Annotated in this window: 15 protein-coding genes; 12 read left to right on the top strand and 3 right to left on the bottom strand. The window is 46.3% G+C overall.

The window, feature by feature from the left end; all coding sequences use genetic code 11:
* Positions 1-9: 9 nt before the first annotated feature.
* The 7 genes from ACJJI6_RS14810 to ACJJI6_RS14780 all read left to right on the top strand — a co-directional run bounded on the left by ACJJI6_RS14810 (position 10) and on the right by ACJJI6_RS14780 (position 8,870).
* Positions 10-2,109 carry a TonB-dependent siderophore receptor gene (locus ACJJI6_RS14810; RefSeq protein ID WP_475711017.1) on the top strand — a complete coding sequence of 700 codons (2,100 nt, stop codon included), beginning with the start codon at positions 10-12 and terminating at the stop codon, positions 2,107-2,109.
* Positions 2,110-2,186: 77 nt separating this feature from the next.
* Positions 2,187-3,443 (top strand): PepSY-associated TM helix domain-containing protein, encoded by a 1,257-nt coding sequence (locus tag ACJJI6_RS14805; protein WP_475711015.1) that lies wholly within the window; start codon positions 2,187-2,189, stop codon positions 3,441-3,443.
* Between the two features lie 128 nt (positions 3,444-3,571).
* The gene (locus tag ACJJI6_RS14800; RefSeq protein WP_475711013.1) at positions 3,572-4,144 is read left to right on the top strand and encodes a DUF6515 family protein; all 573 of its coding nucleotides are present in this window, start codon (positions 3,572-3,574) and stop codon (positions 4,142-4,144) included.
* Between the two features lie 99 nt (positions 4,145-4,243).
* Positions 4,244-6,406, top strand: a complete 2,163-nt coding sequence (locus ACJJI6_RS14795) for a mechanosensitive ion channel family protein (RefSeq protein ID WP_475711012.1) — start codon at positions 4,244-4,246, stop codon at positions 6,404-6,406.
* Positions 6,407-6,544: 138 nt separating this feature from the next.
* Positions 6,545-7,948, top strand: coding sequence for a rhomboid family intramembrane serine protease (locus ACJJI6_RS14790; RefSeq protein WP_444914887.1), 1,404 nt, complete (start codon positions 6,545-6,547; stop codon positions 7,946-7,948).
* Positions 7,949-8,001: 53 nt separating this feature from the next.
* Positions 8,002-8,469 (top strand): cupin domain-containing protein, encoded by a 468-nt coding sequence (locus tag ACJJI6_RS14785; RefSeq protein ID WP_413664211.1) that lies wholly within the window; start codon positions 8,002-8,004, stop codon positions 8,467-8,469.
* A 35-nt stretch (positions 8,470-8,504) separates the two neighbouring features.
* Positions 8,505-8,870, top strand: coding sequence for a thiol-disulfide oxidoreductase DCC family protein (locus ACJJI6_RS14780; protein WP_475711010.1), 366 nt, complete (start codon positions 8,505-8,507; stop codon positions 8,868-8,870).
* Between the two features lie 6 nt (positions 8,871-8,876).
* Here the strand turns inward: ACJJI6_RS14780 and ACJJI6_RS14775 are convergent, their stop codons facing one another.
* Positions 8,877-10,103 (bottom strand): tetratricopeptide repeat protein, encoded by a 1,227-nt coding sequence (locus ACJJI6_RS14775; protein ID WP_475711008.1) that lies wholly within the window; start codon positions 10,101-10,103, stop codon positions 8,877-8,879.
* 357 nt (positions 10,104-10,460) lie between these two features.
* On the opposite strand from ACJJI6_RS14775, the gene pepB reads away from it, so the two are divergent.
* The 5 genes from pepB to ACJJI6_RS14750 all read left to right on the top strand — a co-directional run bounded on the left by pepB (position 10,461) and on the right by ACJJI6_RS14750 (position 16,644).
* Positions 10,461-11,750 (top strand): aminopeptidase PepB, encoded by a 1,290-nt coding sequence (pepB, locus tag ACJJI6_RS14770; RefSeq protein WP_282934502.1) that lies wholly within the window; start codon positions 10,461-10,463, stop codon positions 11,748-11,750.
* Positions 11,751-11,981: 231 nt separating this feature from the next.
* A complete protein-coding gene (locus ACJJI6_RS14765; RefSeq protein ID WP_475711006.1) occupies positions 11,982-13,136 on the top strand; it encodes a DUF3667 domain-containing protein in 1,155 nt (384 codons plus the stop codon).
* Between the two features lie 232 nt (positions 13,137-13,368).
* Complete coding sequence (locus tag ACJJI6_RS14760) at positions 13,369-14,523, top strand: DUF3667 domain-containing protein (RefSeq protein WP_475711005.1); 1,155 nt, start codon at positions 13,369-13,371, stop codon at positions 14,521-14,523.
* Positions 14,524-14,590: 67 nt separating this feature from the next.
* On the top strand, positions 14,591-15,637 hold the full coding sequence (locus ACJJI6_RS14755) for a DUF3667 domain-containing protein (protein ID WP_475711003.1): 1,047 nt from the start codon (positions 14,591-14,593) through the stop codon (positions 15,635-15,637).
* A 290-nt stretch (positions 15,638-15,927) separates the two neighbouring features.
* On the top strand, positions 15,928-16,644 hold the full coding sequence (locus tag ACJJI6_RS14750) for a CARDB domain-containing protein (RefSeq protein ID WP_475711002.1): 717 nt from the start codon (positions 15,928-15,930) through the stop codon (positions 16,642-16,644).
* Between the two features lie 62 nt (positions 16,645-16,706).
* Here ACJJI6_RS14750 and ACJJI6_RS14745 read toward each other — a convergent pair whose 3' ends face one another.
* The gene (locus ACJJI6_RS14745; protein WP_475711000.1) at positions 16,707-16,982 is read right to left on the bottom strand and encodes a hypothetical protein; all 276 of its coding nucleotides are present in this window, start codon (positions 16,980-16,982) and stop codon (positions 16,707-16,709) included.
* Between the two features lie 128 nt (positions 16,983-17,110).
* The gene (locus ACJJI6_RS14740; protein WP_475710998.1) at positions 17,111-18,199 is read right to left on the bottom strand and encodes a hypothetical protein; all 1,089 of its coding nucleotides are present in this window, start codon (positions 18,197-18,199) and stop codon (positions 17,111-17,113) included.
* Positions 18,200-18,492: the final 293 nt, after the last annotated feature.

Here is an 18,492-nt window from a genome sequence, read left to right as displayed (position 1 = left end):
TTTTAGCCGATGAAAATTAACGGCTTAATGAAGAAAAAAGCGCTGTCAGCCTGGATTGCTGCCACCGTGCTCGCCCCGCTGGGAAGTTCTGCTTGGTCTGCTGAAAGCGACATTGCTGAAACCATGGAAGAAGTCAGTGTCTACGGAGTGCAGGAGGAGACCAGTACCGCCTCTCGCCTAAGCCTATCTGTTTACGATACTCCGCAAACGGTAACAACTATATCCCAAGCTCAAATCCAGGACTTTGCCCTACAGGATATTAATGAGCTGCTGAAATATACCCCTGGGGTAACTGTAGAGAACGTAGAGACGGATCGTACTTATTACACTGCTCGTGGCTTTGATATTGTGAACTTCCAATACGATGGTATCGGTGTTCCCTTTTCCTCTGGTTTATCCCATGGGCATCAAGACACCGCGATATTTGATCAGGTTGAAGTGGTGAAGGGCGCAGCAGCTCTGACCACAGGTCTGGCTAACCCCTCCGCGACGGTTAACTTTATCCGTAAGCGTCCGACAGAAGAGTTCAAGGCGGGTGTAGATCTGGTTGTCGGTGAAGAGGGACGTTTGCGCACCCAGGGAGATATCTCAGGTTCTATCAGCGATAACGTCCGAGGACGGTTGGTGATTGCAGAGGATCAGGCTGACTCTTATCTTGACCGCTACGAAACTGACGGCAGTGTCTACTACGGTATTGTGGAAGCAGATTTGACTGATTCCACCACCCTGACCTTAGGCCACAGCCAAAATCGCAGTGAAGCCGATGGTAGCATGTCAGGTGCCCTGCCACTTTTCTATACCAATGGCAGCGCTACCGATTACGATATTTCCACAAGCACGGCACCGGACTGGGCTTTCCGCAATGTAGACAGAGCCCAGACTTTTGTTGAGCTGAAGCAGGATCTTTCCGCAAACTGGTCCGTTACTGCATTACTGACCCAGAATGAAATCGATATGGATGTCGAGGAGATGTATGTTTACGGCACTCCAGACAGAGAAAACGAACTGGGTTTATATGGATATGCCTTTGGCTACAAGTTGGATGAAAAGCAAAAAATTGCGGATGTATTCCTGTCAGGAACCTACAATTTGTTCGGCCGTGATCACGAGTTGGTGGTGGGAGCCAACTATGCGGATATCGAACTTACCGGCCAGTCTTTCTACAGCTACTCCGACGGTTATCCGGTTCTTGGCAGTGACTGGGCTAATGGCACAACGGCGCGGCCTGACTTTGTTGATTTTGATCCTTATGAAGATGGCCACGAAGACGATCAAGAACACAAGTCCCTATACTTTGCCACTCGTTTGAATATTACCGACAGCCTGTCTTTATTGGCCGGCGCACGCAAAATGGAAGTGGAACAATCCGGCTACAATTATGGTGTTGATGCTGACACTTCGGCGGATGAAACTGTTCCCTATGTAGGGGCCACTTTTGATTTGAACGATAGTTTCTCATTCTACGGTAGCTATACTGAAGTCTTTACCCCGCAGTCTTGGGTTAACCCTGAATTTAAACCATTGGGCGCCGCAGAGGGAGATAGTTCCGAGGTGGGGTTTAAGTACTCCCTTGCGGGTGGACAAGCAACGGCTAGTGTTGGGCTATTTGAATCCAACCTGAATAATCTCGGTGAATACCTAGATAAGGTTGATGGAAAGAATGTTTACGAGAGTGGTGATTTCACTACAAAGGGCGTTGAGCTGGAGCTAATCGGTTCAATTACTGAGAATTTCAATGTTAGTTTTGGCCTTACCCACTTAAGTGAAGTAGTCAATAAAGACGGTGAGGAAGATCGCACTTATATTCCGCGCAACACCCTGAAGGTGGCCGTGGCCTACGATTTACCTCAAGTTCAAGGCTTGAAGTTCGGCGGCGGTATCAATTGGCAGGATGATATTTACATTGAGCCTGTCGAGGGTGTTCGTGTAGAGCAGGATAGCTATGCGTTGCTCAGCGCCTTTGCCAAGTACGATATTTCTGATGCTTTAACGGTTGGCCTCAATATTGATAACCTGACCAACGAAAAATATATCAACAGCCTCTATTGGACCCAGGGCTATTACGGCGCTCCGCGTCAGGCACAGTTGAGTGTGAGCTGGCGCTACTAAGGCGCTTAGTTAACTCCGTTGCAGTTTAACCCGGTACTTGTGCCGGGTTTTCTGTTTTTTAGTTTTAGGTAAATGTTATGCGTCAAACCCTGGTTCTTTTACATCGTTACCTGGGGCTTGCTACTGCGGTCTTCCTGATAGTCACCGGGCTAACCGGCGCTATTATCTCCTGGGATCACGAACTGGATGAGTGGCTTAATCCCCACTTATATAAAATTACTTCCAGCGGCGAACCCTTAGCCTCTATCGAGTTGGCAGAACGGCTTGAAGAGTCCTTGCCGCAAGTCCAAATATCCTACTTTGAATTGGTACAGGAGCCTGGGCACACCCAGTATTTCTGGGTAGAGCCTCGAATTGACCCGGCTACCGGTCAATTCTTTGCGGTGGATTACAACCAGGTATTTGTCGATCCGACCAATGGGGAAATTATTGGTAAGCGCGAATGGGGACGTGTCTGGCCAATAACAACTGAAACCCTGATGTCGTTTTTGTACAAGCTGCATTATAGTTTTCATATACCTGAATTTTGGGGCACTGACCACTGGGGGATTTGGCTGCTGGGCGTTATTGCACTGGTATGGACAATCGATTGCTTTGTGGGACTAGCGGTGACTTTACCTCACCGCAAGAAATCCACCCGAAAGCCATCTCGGACTTGGTGGCAGCGCTGGAAGCCCGCATGGATGATTAAGGCCGGCGCTGGGCGTGCCAGGCTCATATTTGATTTACATCGTGCGTTCAGTCTGTGGACCTGGGCGCTGCTGCTGACAATTGCATTTACGGCCTTCTCGCTGAATCTCTATCGAGAAGTATTTTTTCCCCTGATGTCGCTGGTATCAGATGTGACTCCGTCGCCCTTGGAAGAGCGCACACCTAACGATCACAGCAATCCAATTACCCCCTCGTTGTCTTTTCGGGATATAGCCGCGATTGGAGAAAACCAAGCTGCGCAGATTGGCTGGCAGCAACCGTTGAATTCCCTGTGGTATGCCCGGGAGTGGGGGATATATCGAGCTGAATTTTTTGATGCCAGCGCAGGGCATGGCGCCGGAGGTGTTGGTCACAAGGCTCTATTTTTTGATGGCCACAGCGGCGAATATCTCGGAGACTTTATCCCCTGGGAAGGGACGGCAGCAGACTTATTTGTACAGGCGCAATTTCCAGTGCATTCCGGCAGGATCCTCGGTCTCCCTGGTCGCATACTGATTTCAATTATGGGGGTGGTGATTGCGATGTTGAGTGTGACTGGAGTTTTAATCTGGTTACGTAAACGTCGTGTGGCAGTCAGTAGTCGGGTGGATAGCAGGTCTCCCTTGCCGAATACAGCTGTATAATTCTATCGGTTAGACCAGTGGTGATTGGAGCAATTTAATGGCGCTCTAGTTACCGCTTGGGATAGCCTTGGGGATGACTTGTTCGCACCATACCCTTAGCGGATTGCAATTTGCTGATGATATTAGCCATGCGATCCCTGCTTACCCTATTTCTTGTATTCTTCTGTTCTGTTTCGGAGTCTCAGGTTCGATCGGACCACCTGCCTCCCGGAGCTGAGCCTGTCGAAGTGAATAACCAGACAGTTTTTTATAAAAATGGTTATTTCTACCGCAAAGGCCCCAACGCCTATACCCGGATTGAGCCGCCTCTGGGAGCTCGGGTCGCCCGAGTACCTTTTGGAACCCCCATTACCTTGGGTAACAAGCATTATATGCTTGCGGGTAATGGTACCTTTTTCCTATTAGACCCCAAGGACAATCAGTATGTGGTGGTCGTACCCCCTCCCAATTGGCAGCATGTTAATCGCAATCCCCTAGCTCCGAAAAAGAAAATATACCCCCGAGCGTATCCGCCCCGCCATTTGCGGCACCGCTCAGAGGGTAAACGAGTCGATCGTAAGGATTGGGATATTTACTGTGAAGCCCGGGCGGCAAATTTGCTGCGCAGTACGGGTGAGCCTGGTAAAACAACCAGGCAGGCTATGCGTGAATATCGCAAGGTATACAGAAAATGTTTGCGTCAAAGTCGGCGCTTCAGGTAAATACATGGGGCAGGGAAGTCCCTGGGCTACACTGAACAATATGGCCCAGTAGGCGCCTATTTTATTAGTGCCGGATTTTTTCACGGATAGAAGTATTTTATGCCGGGTGCCAGCCTTTTCATCCCTCGTTGTAGTGCCGGCAAAGAATTTTCTTTTCTTCACCTCGCCCTTTCATTTCTCCTTTTCTTTAGCGTCGCCTGTCTCTCTGTTTCCAGTGTCGCCCAGCTTCCCGGTAGTAAACCCAAGGAGTTTAAGCCGGAGGTTCCGGATTTTGCTGACCCCTCTGCAGATTGGTGGACTGGATGGACCAGTGCTTCTCCCGAAGAGCGACGAGAATGGCTTAGCTTGGTCACAAAGAGCTGGGAGGAGTGGGAAAAGGATTTGCCGGAGGATGAGGCCTTACAGGACGGTGCAGAAAAGATTAGCCAAAGTTTACAAGGGATCGCAATTACCTGGAAAAAACGAGAGGAGTACCTGAAAGTCCCTTTAATGCCGGATGTGGATTTTCCAGAGAACCCAACGGTATTGAACTGGGCCAAGGCCGATTCTGCCATCAGCCGTGGCCGACGTAGGTTGAAAGGCGTAGAACTGGAGGCTCGCCAACTTAAATCAACCCAGTCCCAGTCTCTATCTTTACTGCGTAAACAAGTGATTGTACTGCGCGATTCCAGTGGACGAGAGGAGGATGAGGCGGCGCAGGCTCTACTTTTAGCTCAAATAAATCACCTAAATATTATTGAGCAGCTGAGTACCGTTAATACTTTCCTGGGAACCTGGCGGGAAAAGATTAACAGCGCAGAAATTAAATTGCGGAGACTTCTGGATACCCTCGTCTACTCCAGTAAAGATGCAGAGGAAATAGATAAGGATATTGCCGCGAACGAAAAGAAAATCGAACGTATTTCTGCGACCCGCACCAGTATTCAAAGCACTACAGAACCCTCCACTGACCCCACCATCAATATGCAGAAAGACCTCACCCTGATGCAGCTTGAAGTGGACTTATTAGAGGAGCAGCTGGAAAAACGCAAAAGTGAGTTGCTGCAATCCATCAATGAGGTTCTGAATGAAGAGGGCGAAGAGCGCCCCCTGATTATCAGTCGGGATTTATTGGAAAACGCCAACTCTGTGATTGAAAGTGCGTCACGGGAGTTGGCGGTGCGCCAGCGCCAGGTGGTGGCCTGGCGTGAAGATGAAGAGAATGAAGACCTGAGTCGCTGGTGGTCTTACTTTGAGCGTATTGGCAGTGGCTTGGCCCACGCCAATGACCTCGAGCAGGATATTCAGCGCTATGAAAAGGCCCAGCTGGAGGTTTACAAGGAGCGCCAGGGTTGGTGGGCAACAGTGCGCGAACGAGTCGCACTGGGCGCAAGACAAGCTTATAACCGCTGGCGCAAGTTGGCGGATTATCAGCTATTTACTGTTGCCCAGAACCCGATAACCCTGCGGTTGATCGCCAAGATGATTGTGGTCTTGGTGGGGGCCTGGCTATTGTCTGGACTCACCCAGGCCTTCCTGCGCCGGCTTGTGCGCAGGGAGCATGCCAGTGAATCCTCCATGTACAATCTTGGGCGGGTGTTGCATTACATCTTTATTTCCGCGGCCCTGATTGTGGTGCTCAGCATGTTGGGCCTGGATACCTCCAAGTTGGCCCTGGTCGCTGGAGCCCTGTCGGTAGGTATTGGCTTTGGGCTTCAGGCGATCTTCTCGAATTTTATCTCCGGTTTGATTTTGCTGTTTGAGCGCCCTCTCAAAGTGGGTGATCTGGTGGAGCTGGAGTCGGGCGTTTTTGGCCGCATCCGCGATATCAGCGTGCGCTCAACCCGTATTACCACGCGGGACAATGTGGATATCTTGGTGCCCAACACTGAGTTTGTTGCGGGCCGGGTTATTAACCACACACTGGATGATCCTGTGCGCCGTATTCATGTACCCTTTGGTGTGTCTTATGCCTCGGACCCAGATTTGGTGCGGGAAGCTGCCCTGGAAGCTGCTGCTCGAGTCAATATCACCCATACCGACTGGAAGCGAAAAACCGAGGTGTGGCTGATGGGGTTCGGAGATAATGCCCTTGACTTCAAGTTGGTGGTGTGGGTCAACAGCAATATGGTGACTTCCCTGGGAGACTCCTATGCCCTGTACAACTTGGAGTTGTTGCGGGAATTTCGCGATAAGGGTATTGAGGTACCTTTCCCTCAGAGAGATCTGCATCTGCGCAGTTGGGATGTTCCGGCGATCATTGGCCGTACTGCCAGGAAGTAACTGGGGTCCGGCTGGCATGACACCTCCGGGATTTCATAGTATTTTCAGCCCACTGGCCTTTGTGTCGGTGCAAGTTCATTTACCGGTGTTACTGCGTTTTCTCACAGGGCGCTGATGAAATCACAATAAGGGAAGCCCGTGCTGATCATCCCCATCCAAAACAAACCCGACTGGCGCCGGCCGCCATTAATGTGTTTTGCGTTGATTGCCCTTAACTTACTGATGTTTGTTTTCTATCAAGGGGGGGATGAAGCTCGCTGGCAGGAAGCTGAAGATTACTATTTTGAGAGTGATTTACCGGACCTCGAAGAGCAACGCTTTCTTGTGTATGTCAATGAAATGCACCCAGAGTGGAGAGCGCAGATGGGTGTGGAAGGGGAAGAGTTTTTTTACCGGGAATCCCTGGGTAACCCTGAATTCCACCACTGGCTGTTGCCGAAGCTCGAAGCAGAGGGTGAGACCGAGTGGTTACGACAGAGGCAGGAGTTTGCCCAACTGCGGGATAGGGTCAGTAGCAACGCACTGGGGCTGATACCGGCAGACCCGAGTATTGCTGGGGCCTTTGGCCATATGTTTCTACACGGAAGCTGGGATCACCTTATAGGCAATATGGTGTTCCTGCTGTTGTTTGGCTTGTCTGTTGAACTAGCCTTGGGAGGGTTGTGGTTTATAGGGCTCTACCTGGTGGGAGGATTGGCGGCAGCAGGTCTGCATGTACTGGTGGAATCCGGCAGTCATGTACCGATGGTGGGTGCCTCCGGTGCGGTCTCGGCAATTATGGGCATGTTCGTCGCGGTTTACGGTGTGCGCCGGCTACGTTTCTTTTACACCATTGGTTTTATGTTTGGCGAATTTAGTGCACCGGCGCTGCTGGTGTTACCGCTGTGGTTGGGTAAAGAGATTTTCGGTTATTTGTATGGAGATGCCAGCATTGCCTACTGGGCCCATACTGGTGGTTTACTTGCGGGTTTTGCCCTGACTTTGGCGGTGTTGTACTGGCGCCCGATGGTGGAACCTATGCCGGAGGAAGAGGAGGCCCCGTCCCCCCAAAGGGTAGCCTTGGCGCGGATTGATCGTTTTTTGGAAGAGGGAAAAATCCTGGAAGCCACTGAAGCGGCAGCCTCAGCGGTGCGGCAATATCCACAGGCGTTAACACTGATTGAGCGCTATATAGAACTGACCTCGGCGGCGCCAGAGAGTGACGGTTACCACCGGGCCAATCTCGCTTTATTTGCCCAGGCAGGAAATCTGGAGATCGATGGCCATACCCTGGCAAGTGGCTATCGCCGCTACTTGGCGGCAACAAAAAGTCCAAAGGCGCTCACCGGAAAGGCAAACTTATTGATGGCACGGCGTGCAGCGGAGGAAAAGGACTGGCCGTGGCTAGAGGAATTACTGCGCCACTTGAAACAGCAGCGAGTGAATCACCCCTTGATTCCGAAGCTGGGAATGGTTCTGGTCAATTACTATCGTCGCCTGGGTGAGGAAGGCCGCGCGCGCGAGGTGAAAGAGATGACCCAAGATATGGCTGCCTCAGGTTGAAGAACATAATTCGGTATGTCTTATAAATAATTAAGTAATGTATTGGGGGCAGAGTGAGTCGCTATATTTTGACCGGGACCGAAATTGCTGGGATGGAGGGGGAGCGCAAGGTACATTTCCTCAATGCCAATGCGGTGCGTAAAAACAAGTCCCTGGGTGATCTTACCGGCATATCCGGCTTTGGTTTCCATATGATTGAAATCGAGCCAGGTTATGAATCCACAGAATTCCATTGTCACTATTTTGAAGACGAATGTGTTTATATCTTGGAGGGTAGGGCCGAGGTGCGTATTGGTGACGATCACCACCAGGTTTCTGCAGGGGATTTTATTGGCTACCCCGCTGGCGGCCCGGCTCATGTGATGCGCAATGTGGGGGAAGTGACCTTGCGCTGCATAGTTGTAGGCCAGCGACTGCAACATGATGTTGCCGACTACCCAGAAAAAAATCAGCGGATCTACCGAAATAGTGGTTTACCTTGGGAGTTGGTGAATCGGGATGACATTGACCACCCTAAGTAGTTTTCGCCGGTAGAAAAAGAATGGATTTTTAGCATATGCCTGAAAAGATTCGGGTCTTTTATAATTCCGCCTGTCCAGTTTGTAACGCAGGAATTTCAGCACAAAAGAAAAAATCCGTCACCTGCCAAGTGGATTGGGAAGATGTTCATATTGATGAAGATAAAGCGAAGGAACTGAATACAGATTTAGAGTTCATCCGTGAGCGGCTGCATGTATTGGATGCGGATGGAAATCTGAAAGTAGGCTACGAAGCTTTTATTACGATTTGGGAGAACTCCCCCAAGGAATTGTGGAAGGCCAGGGTGTCGAAGTTCCCTGGCCTGAGGTGGTGCCTAAATATCCTTTACAATCTTTTTGCAAGAGGGTTGTATCTCTGGAATCGAGCTTTCAAGCACTGGTAGTCGTGCTCAATGTATATCTGTTGTCGAGTTTAATACGTTCCACAAGGTGTTGATCTGAGAACGCAAGGCGCTGTCGGGGAATTTCTGTCGGAGAAAGTGAAGCAGTTTTTTTGCTAAGTCTTCTCGGCCTAATCCATCCATATAGACTTGAGCTAATAATAGGTAGGCGGCGTCAAGTTGTGGATAGGCTTCTTTGTGTAGATTATTTAATAGTTGTGCTGCAAGTTGATATTTATGTTGATGATATAGTACCTGCGCGATAGCGTGGCGAACTTCAGACTTGCGCACAGCTGGAGTGGGCTCTGTAGCTATATAAAGCTCCGCCGCTTTGTGTGGGCGATTTATCTGTACAAATTTCTCTAAAAGATGTGGCCCCAGCTCCAGTAGGGCTTTTTTATCTTTGGTTGCTAATAACAGACGGTAATAGCGTTCGTTCAGTATTTCGTCGCTAGGAAAGCGGCGCAGTCCCTCGACTAAAGCCTGACGAGCGCTAGTGAAATCTCCTTCACGCAAAAATATTTGTGCTTCTGCCTGAGCTCGTTTACATAGGAATTCATTTTCCTCTAAGTAATGGTCGTCATCTTCGTACAGTGTAGCTACCCCGAGTTTTTGTTGTCGAGTCAAGCAGATATAACCCATTACAGCACTTGAGACTATGTAAAAGTAAGTAACAGTAGCTGCTGTTGTTGGCATAATTGCCCAGGAGGGAAGCTTGTCGCTAACAACAGCCATTAAAATGGTTGGAGCGAAAGATATGACATTAGTAATAATTAATAACAACCAATAAGGCCAGCCTATAACCAAAGTAAATTCAAGTAACTTAAGTGGGTTGATTGCTGCCTTCAAGCTGTGTGTGATAGCCAGGGCAATCATAGAAGCTGGCGTTAAAAAAGAAAGCACTGCCACATAAATAGCTAAAACTCCAAGGCTGCCGGTAGATTGCACAAGTTTGTAACCGACAAATATTGCAATCAGCGTCATTCCGACGACTTTGAGGAGTAATACAGCTCCATTTCCGTCCAGGGCCTCCGTAAGAGCTGGGGCTTCCCGTTGGCCTGCGGCGAGCTTTTCAATCACTAAAAGGTTGTAACGGACTACCACCGCCACAACTGCCACTAATGCAATGAGGCTGAGAAGCCCAATGGAGGTAATTACCAGGCTTCCGGCAGCGGCTACCGCCATCAGAGTTAATGGACCTGGTTTGAGAGCATAAAGGAAATAAAACAGTCCCATTTGCCAAAATGGTTTTGCACTGTTACTGGCCCCAATATACTCCAGGCTCTTCCGGCAAAGGGGACAGTCGGGTCCTTGCTCGTGATAATTTGCGCTGGAGCCGGGAATACACTCGCCACAGAACTGACGGTTGCAGGGCTGGCACTGCCAGGATGCAGTCTTGCTAGTGTGATAGTGGCAGGAATCAGCCATTTATTCTTCCCTAACGAATTTCTCTACTTAATAGTTATTTTGTCTTGGTTCACAGTTTATCTGTCGACTCGGTGGCGGTGCAATCATCAAGTATTTTTAATGTCCTGTTAGAATGCAGGAGAAATACCGATAAAATTGGTACACAAGTTTCAAAATAGGTGTTGTATGACAAAGGCTATGCATATTCATTTGGTTGAGGGCTTTGCGCCGGAACCCTGGGGAGAATCAGCTCTGCTGAGCTTTGATGGTAGCGCTGCCAATATTCATATTAGCGCTGCGAAAGGCGCTGTGTTGGTTGCAGCGCAGCGAGCTGCCCGAAAGCTCGATGGTATGGGGGTCAACGATGTTGTCCTCAAAGGAGAAAGCTGGAGCATTGAAAGCCGCTGGGCATTTTGGGCAGGTTTTTTTAACCCGCGTAAATCCAACAAAATTGACTGGGGGACTGATGACAGCGCCGAGTTAAAAGAACTCGCCGCCCGTGAAAATGCCAGTCGCTGGGTTCGTGAAATTACTAATGGTACTCCTGATGATGTGTCTCCGCGTGTATTGGCGGAGAGCGCTGCAGAAATGCTGCAAAAGCTGGCTCCCAGTGCGGTAACTTACCGTATAGTTGCCGGGGATGACCTGCTGCGTGAAGGGTTTGTCGGTATCCACAACGTTGGGCGTGGTAGTGTACGTGAGCCGGTGATGTTACAAGTGGACTTCAACCCGACGGGTGATGACCAGGCGCCGGTTGATATGTGTTTGGTGGGTAAAGGAATTACTTTTGACTCCGGCGGCTACAGCATTAAGCCGTCCAACAACATGGCCACAATGAAATCCGATATGGGTGGCGCGGCCATGGTAACTGGAGGCTTGGCTCTTGCAATAGCCAGAGGTCTCAACAAGCGGGTCAAACTCTATCTCTGCTGCGCAGAAAATCTGATCTCCGGTCATGCCTTTAAATTGGGCGATATTATTAAATATAAAAACGGAGTGAGTGTAGAAATACTGAATACCGATGCTGAAGGGCGTCTGGTGCTGGCCGATGGTTTAATTGCAGCTTCGGAAGAAGATCCTCGCTGGTTATTGGATGCCGCTACTCTGACCGGTGCAGCAAAGATGGCTGTAGGTCGGGATTTCAACTCTGTCTTTAGTTTTGAAGATGAAGCAGCCCAAAAGGTATTGTCTGCAGCTTCTGAGGAAAATGAAAAGGCGTGGAGGCTTCCTTTAGAGCGTTTCCACCTTGAGCAAACCCCGTCCAACTTTGCCGATATCGCCAATGTTGGTATTGAGGGAAGTCCTGGTGCATCTACGGCAGCCTCCTTCCTGGCTCGCTTTGTACGGGATGAAGGTCGCAATTGGGTGCATATGGACCTTTCAGGCTCTTACCAGCCCAGTGGCAATGATCAGTGGGCGCCAGGTGCTAAAGGGCACGGCCTGCGTACAATTGCACGCTTCCTTTTGGATAATTAGCAACCGGCAATTTATGCCAAATTCCCTTCGAAACGCGCCTAATAGTCGGCGCGTTTCTTTTACCTCTCTCTTAATACCTATAAGTCATAAAAAAATTGTACTCCAGCTGATATTCGGGATATTAGTAGAGTTCTGCTAATTGAGGTATTTCGGTTCTGGTTCGTTAGCAGATACTTGGGCCTGGAAGCTTTTGCCAGGTGAATAAGATAATCAGTGATTCGGTGAGCGGTAATGAGCACTGCAACCTCTACAAATAATTCGGATTATAATCCAAACCATTGTGCCAATTGTCATGCAGAGCTATTGGGGCCCCATTGCTATGCCTGTGGTCAGCCGGTTAAAGGCATGGTTCGTCATTTCTCCTCAGTAATTGGAGACTTTTTTGATACCCTGCTTGCTTTTGATTCCCGCACATGGAAAACAATACCCTCTCTGTTTTTTAGACCTGGATTTTTAACCGCTGAGTATTTCTCTGGTCGACGGGTGCGTTATGTCAGCCCTGTACGCTTGTTTATCTTTCTATGTATCACCAGCTTCTTTGTAACCCAGATAAACAGTGATTGGGCTATTAATTTTGGAAATGTAGACGTTGAGTCAGTCGATGTTGAAAAAGCGAGCCAAGGTTATAACGACGCCATCGAAGATATTCGAAAAGGCAAAGAAAAGCACGTTAACAATAGTTATGCTGTCGCTGTTTTGGAAGATGTTGAGAAAAATCTGATTAGCGGACAAGAGAAGCTTACCGGTGATTTGCATAAACTCAATGAAGATTTAAGTGAAATTGATGGAGGCCAGAATGGATCGGAAAACCTTTCTAAGGAGGAACTGGCCTCAGGATTGAATGAGACTATTAGTGAGTTAGATAGAGAGTTTCTTCAAGTTGATTGGCTTCCCAAACCATTAGAAGATTGGGTTAACCGTAAAGTAGAGAGCGCCCATAAAAATGTAGAAAGGGTGACCGATGATCCAAATCGTTTCAAAAAAGCATTCTTGGGAGCTCTTCCGTCAACTCTTATAGTCATACTGCCAATATTTGCCATGATGCTGTGGGTGCTTTACGTCTTTAAACGCAGACTTTACATGGAGCACCTGATTGTAGCGTTACACAGCCAGGCTTTTATCTGCCTGAGTATTCTGATTGGCAACCTATTTTATAGTATTAGTAGTCAACTGGACGGATACGCATTTATATCCTCATCTCTTGATAGCCTGATGGCACTATTAATTCTCTGGGTTCCTGTCTATCTTTTTTGGATGCAAAAGCGTGTATATCAGCAGGGTTGGTTCATGACCTTGTTTAAGTATTCTTTTTTGGGGTTAGCCTATCTAGTTTTATTATCTGTAGGTGCGGCTCTTACTGTACTTTGGAGTTTGGCAGAGTTATAAGGATATATCCTAATAGGATTCCAACCATTAAACGCATAAGCGTTTAATGGTTGGTGTTGGTGAAGCTATGCTGCTTGGATGTTAAGTTATTTAAGCTAAAGAGTTTGCTCGCAGCACCGTCTATATTCAGAATATTGTATTGCAAATTCTTATATCCGTAATTCTGTTCAGAAAATTGGACTTTCGATTACTGGTGGTAAGTAGTTTAAGGGAATGTCGAAGGAAGTAGGTCTTGAGTAGTACGACATCAATAGCAAGTGTTTGTAATGAAGATAATAAGTGCGCAAACTGCTGTACACAGTTGTTAGGTCCCCATTGTTATGCTTGTGGTCAGCCCGTTAAAGGTATGGTGCGGCATTTTTCATCTGTAATCGGTGATTTCTTAGATACCTTGTTGGCGTTTGACTCCAGAACATGGAAAACCATACCTGCGCTATTCTTCCGACCAGGGTTTTTAACAACAGAGTATTTTTCTGGTCGTCGTGTTCGATATGTAAGCCCTGTACGGCTATTTATTTTTCTCTGTATCACCAGTCTTTTTGTAACCCGTTTGAGTGGAGACTGGACAATCAATTTTATGGGTTCTGATGCTTCAAAAGAAGGACCTCAGTTAGAAGCATCGGGTGTCGACCTCCTTTTGCAGGGGGGGCGGCCAGTACATACTGAAATTCCTGAACAAAAAGGTCTGCTAGGAGAAATTAAGAAGGCTGAAATAAGTCTTACCGAAGCTAAAGAGGTGGTTGAAAAGGGTATTAAAAGAGGTATTAAAAATGAGATTGCTAAAGGCAGTAATGAGGGGCGAATAATTTTCCAAGAGGATTCGGAGCCAGTTTGGCAGTCATCAGCCAATGATCCAGATAATAAATTAATAAGAATGGATATCAAAGGCCTGCCAAAGCCCATGCAAGACTGGATGGATGTCAAGATTGAAAATGCGAACCAGAATATTAAACAAGTTACTGAAAATCCAAATCGGTTCAAGAAAGCATTTCTTAAGACGCTTCCTTATGCATTGTTAATCATGTTGCCAATGTTTGCCATGATGTTATGGGTGCTCTATATCTTTAAGCGTCGACTATATATGGAACACTTAATTGTAGCTTTGCATAGTCATGCTTTTATATTTCTAAGTATCCTGATTGGAAATACCTTATACATGCTAAGTGTTAACATGGCTGGGTATACTGCTATAACATTAGCTTTAGAGGCCCTGATAACCTTATTGATTTTTTGGGTTCTGGTTTATCTCCTTTGGATGCAAAAGCGTATATATAGGCAAGGCTGGTTTGTAACCTTTTGTAAATATTCAGTATTGGGGATGGCTTACTTGTGTCTATTATCAATTGGAGCGGTTTTTGCCATCGTTTGGAGCTTGGCTGGATTGTAATAACGGTTTTAGCGATATAAATTGATGGACATTTAAAGTTTACAGTTATATATAGTCGGAAGATATAGTGGGTATTAGAAGTCGAAAGGAAACGTCGGTAGATAGGCAAGATTATTGCTCTAACTGTAATACAATTTTATTGGGGCATTTCTGTTATGGCTGTGGACAGTCAGCAGAAGGTATTGTGAGACGCTTATCAAGTGTAATTAGAGACTTTCTAAATACCCTTGTGGCATTTGATTCACGCTTGTGGAAAACACTGCCGGCTTTACTGTTATCCCCAGGATTTTTAACGATAGAATACTTATCTGGAAGGAGAGCACGATATGTAAGCCCGGTAAAGCTGTTTATCTTTTTTTGCGTAAGCGCCTTTTTTCTGATTCGTATTAGTAGTGATTGGAGTATTGCTCAAGAGCAGCCTATCCGCACTAGCGATAATGTTGCCGCCAAAATGGCTCCGTCGTCCACAAGTGAGACAGAAAAACAATTTGACTGGGATTTACCTGGTGGCAGGAAATTGGACATTCGTGGAGCAGAAAATAAGCAAGAAGTATGGTCGATATCTTTTAATCGGGTACTCTCAATTATTGAAGAAAAAGTCTATACCGTAGAGTTTATGCCGCAGTCATGGCGTCATTGGTTTGATATCGAATTCAAAAAGGCGAGAAGTAATATTGAGCGAGTGTCGGAAAACCCTACAATCTTTGCTAAGGCTTTCTTCGGATCTCTTCCTACAATGCTGTTACTTATGCTGCCAATATATTCAGGTATATTGTGGCTACTTTATGCGTGTAGAGAAAAACTGTATATGGAGCATGTTATTGTATCGCTCCATAGCCATGCCTATGTGAGTCTAACGTTGTTGCTAGGAACTGCTATTTTTCTCTTGCAAGAATTTGTTGAGCCTTTGTTCTGGGTGGAAATTTTATGTTATGGGGTTTTGCTACTGCTTTTCCTTTGGATGCCAATAAATTTACTAGTGATGCAAAAGAATATTTATAAAGAGGGGTGGGTCTCGACCTGTATTAAATACTCGGTTTTAAATTTTGTTTATCTGCCACTAATTATACTCTGTACGGTAATGGCCGCATTTTATAGTTTGGCTGAATTATAAATTTCTAGTTATTCCAATTTGTGATTCTTGATCCAGCTGCGTTATTTTGCTATTTATAATTGTATGATAGATGGCTTTCTATTCTAATTGTTATTAGAAATACACGGTTTGAAGGCGTTTGTTTTTGTTTGCATTCAATAGAAAGAAAATTAATGCCCGCCAGAATTTTACTGTCTCCATAGATATTCATTAAGCACAGTTTACAATCGCCCTGCCCATAAATTCAGTCTAAGTTAAATGAATCTGGAATGGGTAAATTTATAGGTGTATTCACTTAAATGGAGGGCGTTATGTTTAAATATATATTGCGTGTAGTTATTCTAGGGGTTTTAGCTTCTAGCAGTTATGCAGACCCAATTCAAGATTTAAGTATGCAAAACTATGAAGCGGGTTGGTTTCCAAATTATTGGCAGGGGCAGGGCCCACTGACATGTCGTCGGACTTGCGCAATTTGGGTTGGAGGGGTGCCTGAGTCAGAGGTTGCTACTGACTTGATAGATGATTTTGAATCTACCAGTGTTTGTAAGGTAACTCGCGACCCTGAAATAATCGAGAAACCTGTCAATGACCCATCATCTCACTGGCTCTATGGCAATCAGTTTGACGATAAGCCGGTTTGCTATGTCGGAACCCCTTATGGTGTCAAAGAAGATGATCACTATATGTGTCTGTGTGTATGTAATAAACCTGACCTGATAGTGAGCCAAATCTATGATCCGATCTGGAATCCTGGAACCGGGCAATCCATTATCGTGGTCGATATCACTAATATAGGTGCTCTGGCAGCGCCAATCAGCCAGGCTCGCCTTTTAGATATTGATACACTAGCCAACGATGTACAGGCGACGCCTGCAATTCCAGCAGGTGGCACTGTAAGTATTGTATTTACTTTGGGTTACTGGGTTTTTGATCCGGATGCGGTTTTAGAGGTAACTGCTGACTTTACCAATCTCGTCGATGAGTGTAACGAAAATAACAATACACTGACTTATGCTGAGCAAGGGTAGTAGTAGATAGGGGGAGAGCTCCCGGAACTAAGCCGTAGGGAGCTTTGAGATACTATATAAGATCAGCTCGAAAGAAACACATTAATAACCTGGCAGCTTTCTTTATCCACCGCAGCATTAGGCTGTTCATTACCGACTGTTTGCTCCCCTGGTATTTTAGGTAGCACGAGATACATTCGTGGATAGTCTCGGACTATATAATCTTGTTTATCTGCACTTAGCCAAGGGTATTCAGCGGCAATGGCTGTTACTCCACGGAGTAAAGCGATACCATCTGTGCAACTATTAGGAGTAGTAGCTGTGGTGAGCATGGCAAAAGCTAATGAAGAGAAGTTCATAATCTCTGCTATCCCAATGGGTCTTCAGACTGACGTTATGTTTATTCTGGGGACAGTATAGCTGAGCTTGATTATGAGCAACAGATAGCTCTATTTAAGCGGCCAGCCGAAGCTGGCCATCTTCTGCACTATGCGTGCTCTACAGAGGTTTCTTCGACTTTCTCCCAGAGGCGTGTCTCTGTCGGACTAATTAATTTGGACAAAAGATTCGGGGCCACAGAGATTAGCCCAATAAAACCAACTATCGCACGGAAAATAAATGAGTCAAGCCAGTAGATAAGGCCTATTAACAGTATTACTATCACAAGTGACGGTAGAGTGGCTTGCAAACGAGACCGCTGAATATGCTGATAATCCATTGTCTCAGGTAGTTGTTTCTCGATACGTTCTAATGCGTGCGCTTTTACTGTTTGATTTAAGAACTCAATAGAATGGGTCTTATCCCCGTACTTGATAGTTATTACATCTGAATTGTGGTCACTGCTAAGTGAATTTATTTCATTGAGAGGGATTCGGGCTGCGGTCTCAGGTTTACACAAGTGATATATTTCTTCAGGGGATTTCCCCGCTTGGTAGGCAGATTGAGCAGTTAAAGCCTGCTTTTTCGGGATATCAAAATAGACGAGTTCATCTCCTTCTAAGGCGACGAGGTAGTTATCATCAATATCAAGCCAGGACGTCTCAGTATAAAAGCCCTCGGGTAGTGCTTTTTTTGATTCCCTTACAAACAAGAAGCTTAAAATCCAATATAAGACGAGGCAGATACCTATAGTGATAGGTGCTGCTTGAATCAGGTTTCCTACAGGTGTGTTACTTTCGATATCTCTTTGAGCATTCTGCGCCAATACATGACCGTAGATGTCGCCCTCTGGAAACCATACTTCGATAGGTTGACCTTGTTCATATTGACTATAAATTCCTTTTGAAACCTCTGCGGAGGATTCAAAGTCCTCATCTTCATAGTTAAACTGATAGTCAATATAGTAATTTGTACGATAGCGCTTTTTACCTTTGCGGCCCCGGTACTCTTCTTCCTCCTCTCTTAACGCTACTACTTCAGCATCTAGAGCTTGATGATTTTCGACCCAACTTAATGATTCATTGTTGGCACGAGAGTAATAGTTTGACAGAAAGTAAGTCAGAATAAGGAAAACTAAAATACATACTGTACGCACCATCGATTTTCTTTTTTGTCCGGGGGACTTCTGTAACGCCATTTAATACATCCTTACTGTATTTCTTGTGCTTTAGGTATTGGTACTTTTGGAGTAATAAGTTGTTTTTTATAGATTGGGAAATTGGTGTGGGTGCAAAATGCAACTGCAGTTTGTTTGGTAAATAAAACTGAAGGTTAACTCTAAATTAATTTTTATTACTTGACCGGCATCATGGTTGGTTCATTTGCATATTGAGTATTTTCTTAAAGATTATTTTTTATTAAGTAAAACTTCCTACTTAGGATAAGAGCTGACCAATTTGGTACAAACGGTTTAGGTAATACAAACCTTAC

It is taken from the genome of Microbulbifer maximicatervae (SeqCode) (assembly GCF_056232625.1).
This window is presented reverse-complemented; position numbering and strand designations above follow the sequence as displayed.

What these genes read in the sequence shown, in the direction of transcription:
- ACJJI6_RS14810 (WP_475711017.1), top strand. Translation starts at nt 10, where the DNA reads ATGAAAATTAACGGCTTAATGAAGAAAAAAGCGCTGTCAGCCTGGATT.
- ACJJI6_RS14805 (WP_475711015.1), top strand. Translation starts at nt 2,187, where the DNA reads ATGCGTCAAACCCTGGTTCTTTTACATCGTTACCTGGGGCTTGCTACT.
- ACJJI6_RS14800 (WP_475711013.1), top strand. Translation starts at nt 3,572, where the DNA reads ATGCGATCCCTGCTTACCCTATTTCTTGTATTCTTCTGTTCTGTTTCG.
- ACJJI6_RS14795 (WP_475711012.1), top strand. Translation starts at nt 4,244, where the DNA reads ATGCCGGGTGCCAGCCTTTTCATCCCTCGTTGTAGTGCCGGCAAAGAA.
- ACJJI6_RS14780 (WP_475711010.1), top strand. Translation starts at nt 8,505, where the DNA reads ATGCCTGAAAAGATTCGGGTCTTTTATAATTCCGCCTGTCCAGTTTGT.
- ACJJI6_RS14775 (WP_475711008.1), bottom strand. Translation starts at nt 10,103, where the DNA reads ATGGGACTGTTTTATTTCCTTTATGCTCTCAAACCAGGTCCATTAACT.
- pepB (WP_282934502.1), top strand. Translation starts at nt 10,461, where the DNA reads ATGACAAAGGCTATGCATATTCATTTGGTTGAGGGCTTTGCGCCGGAA.
- ACJJI6_RS14765 (WP_475711006.1), top strand. Translation starts at nt 11,982, where the DNA reads ATGAGCACTGCAACCTCTACAAATAATTCGGATTATAATCCAAACCAT.
- ACJJI6_RS14750 (WP_475711002.1), top strand. Translation starts at nt 15,928, where the DNA reads ATGTTTAAATATATATTGCGTGTAGTTATTCTAGGGGTTTTAGCTTCT.
- ACJJI6_RS14745 (WP_475711000.1), bottom strand. Translation starts at nt 16,982, where the DNA reads ATGAACTTCTCTTCATTAGCTTTTGCCATGCTCACCACAGCTACTACT.
- ACJJI6_RS14740 (WP_475710998.1), bottom strand. Translation starts at nt 18,199, where the DNA reads ATGGCGTTACAGAAGTCCCCCGGACAAAAAAGAAAATCGATGGTGCGT.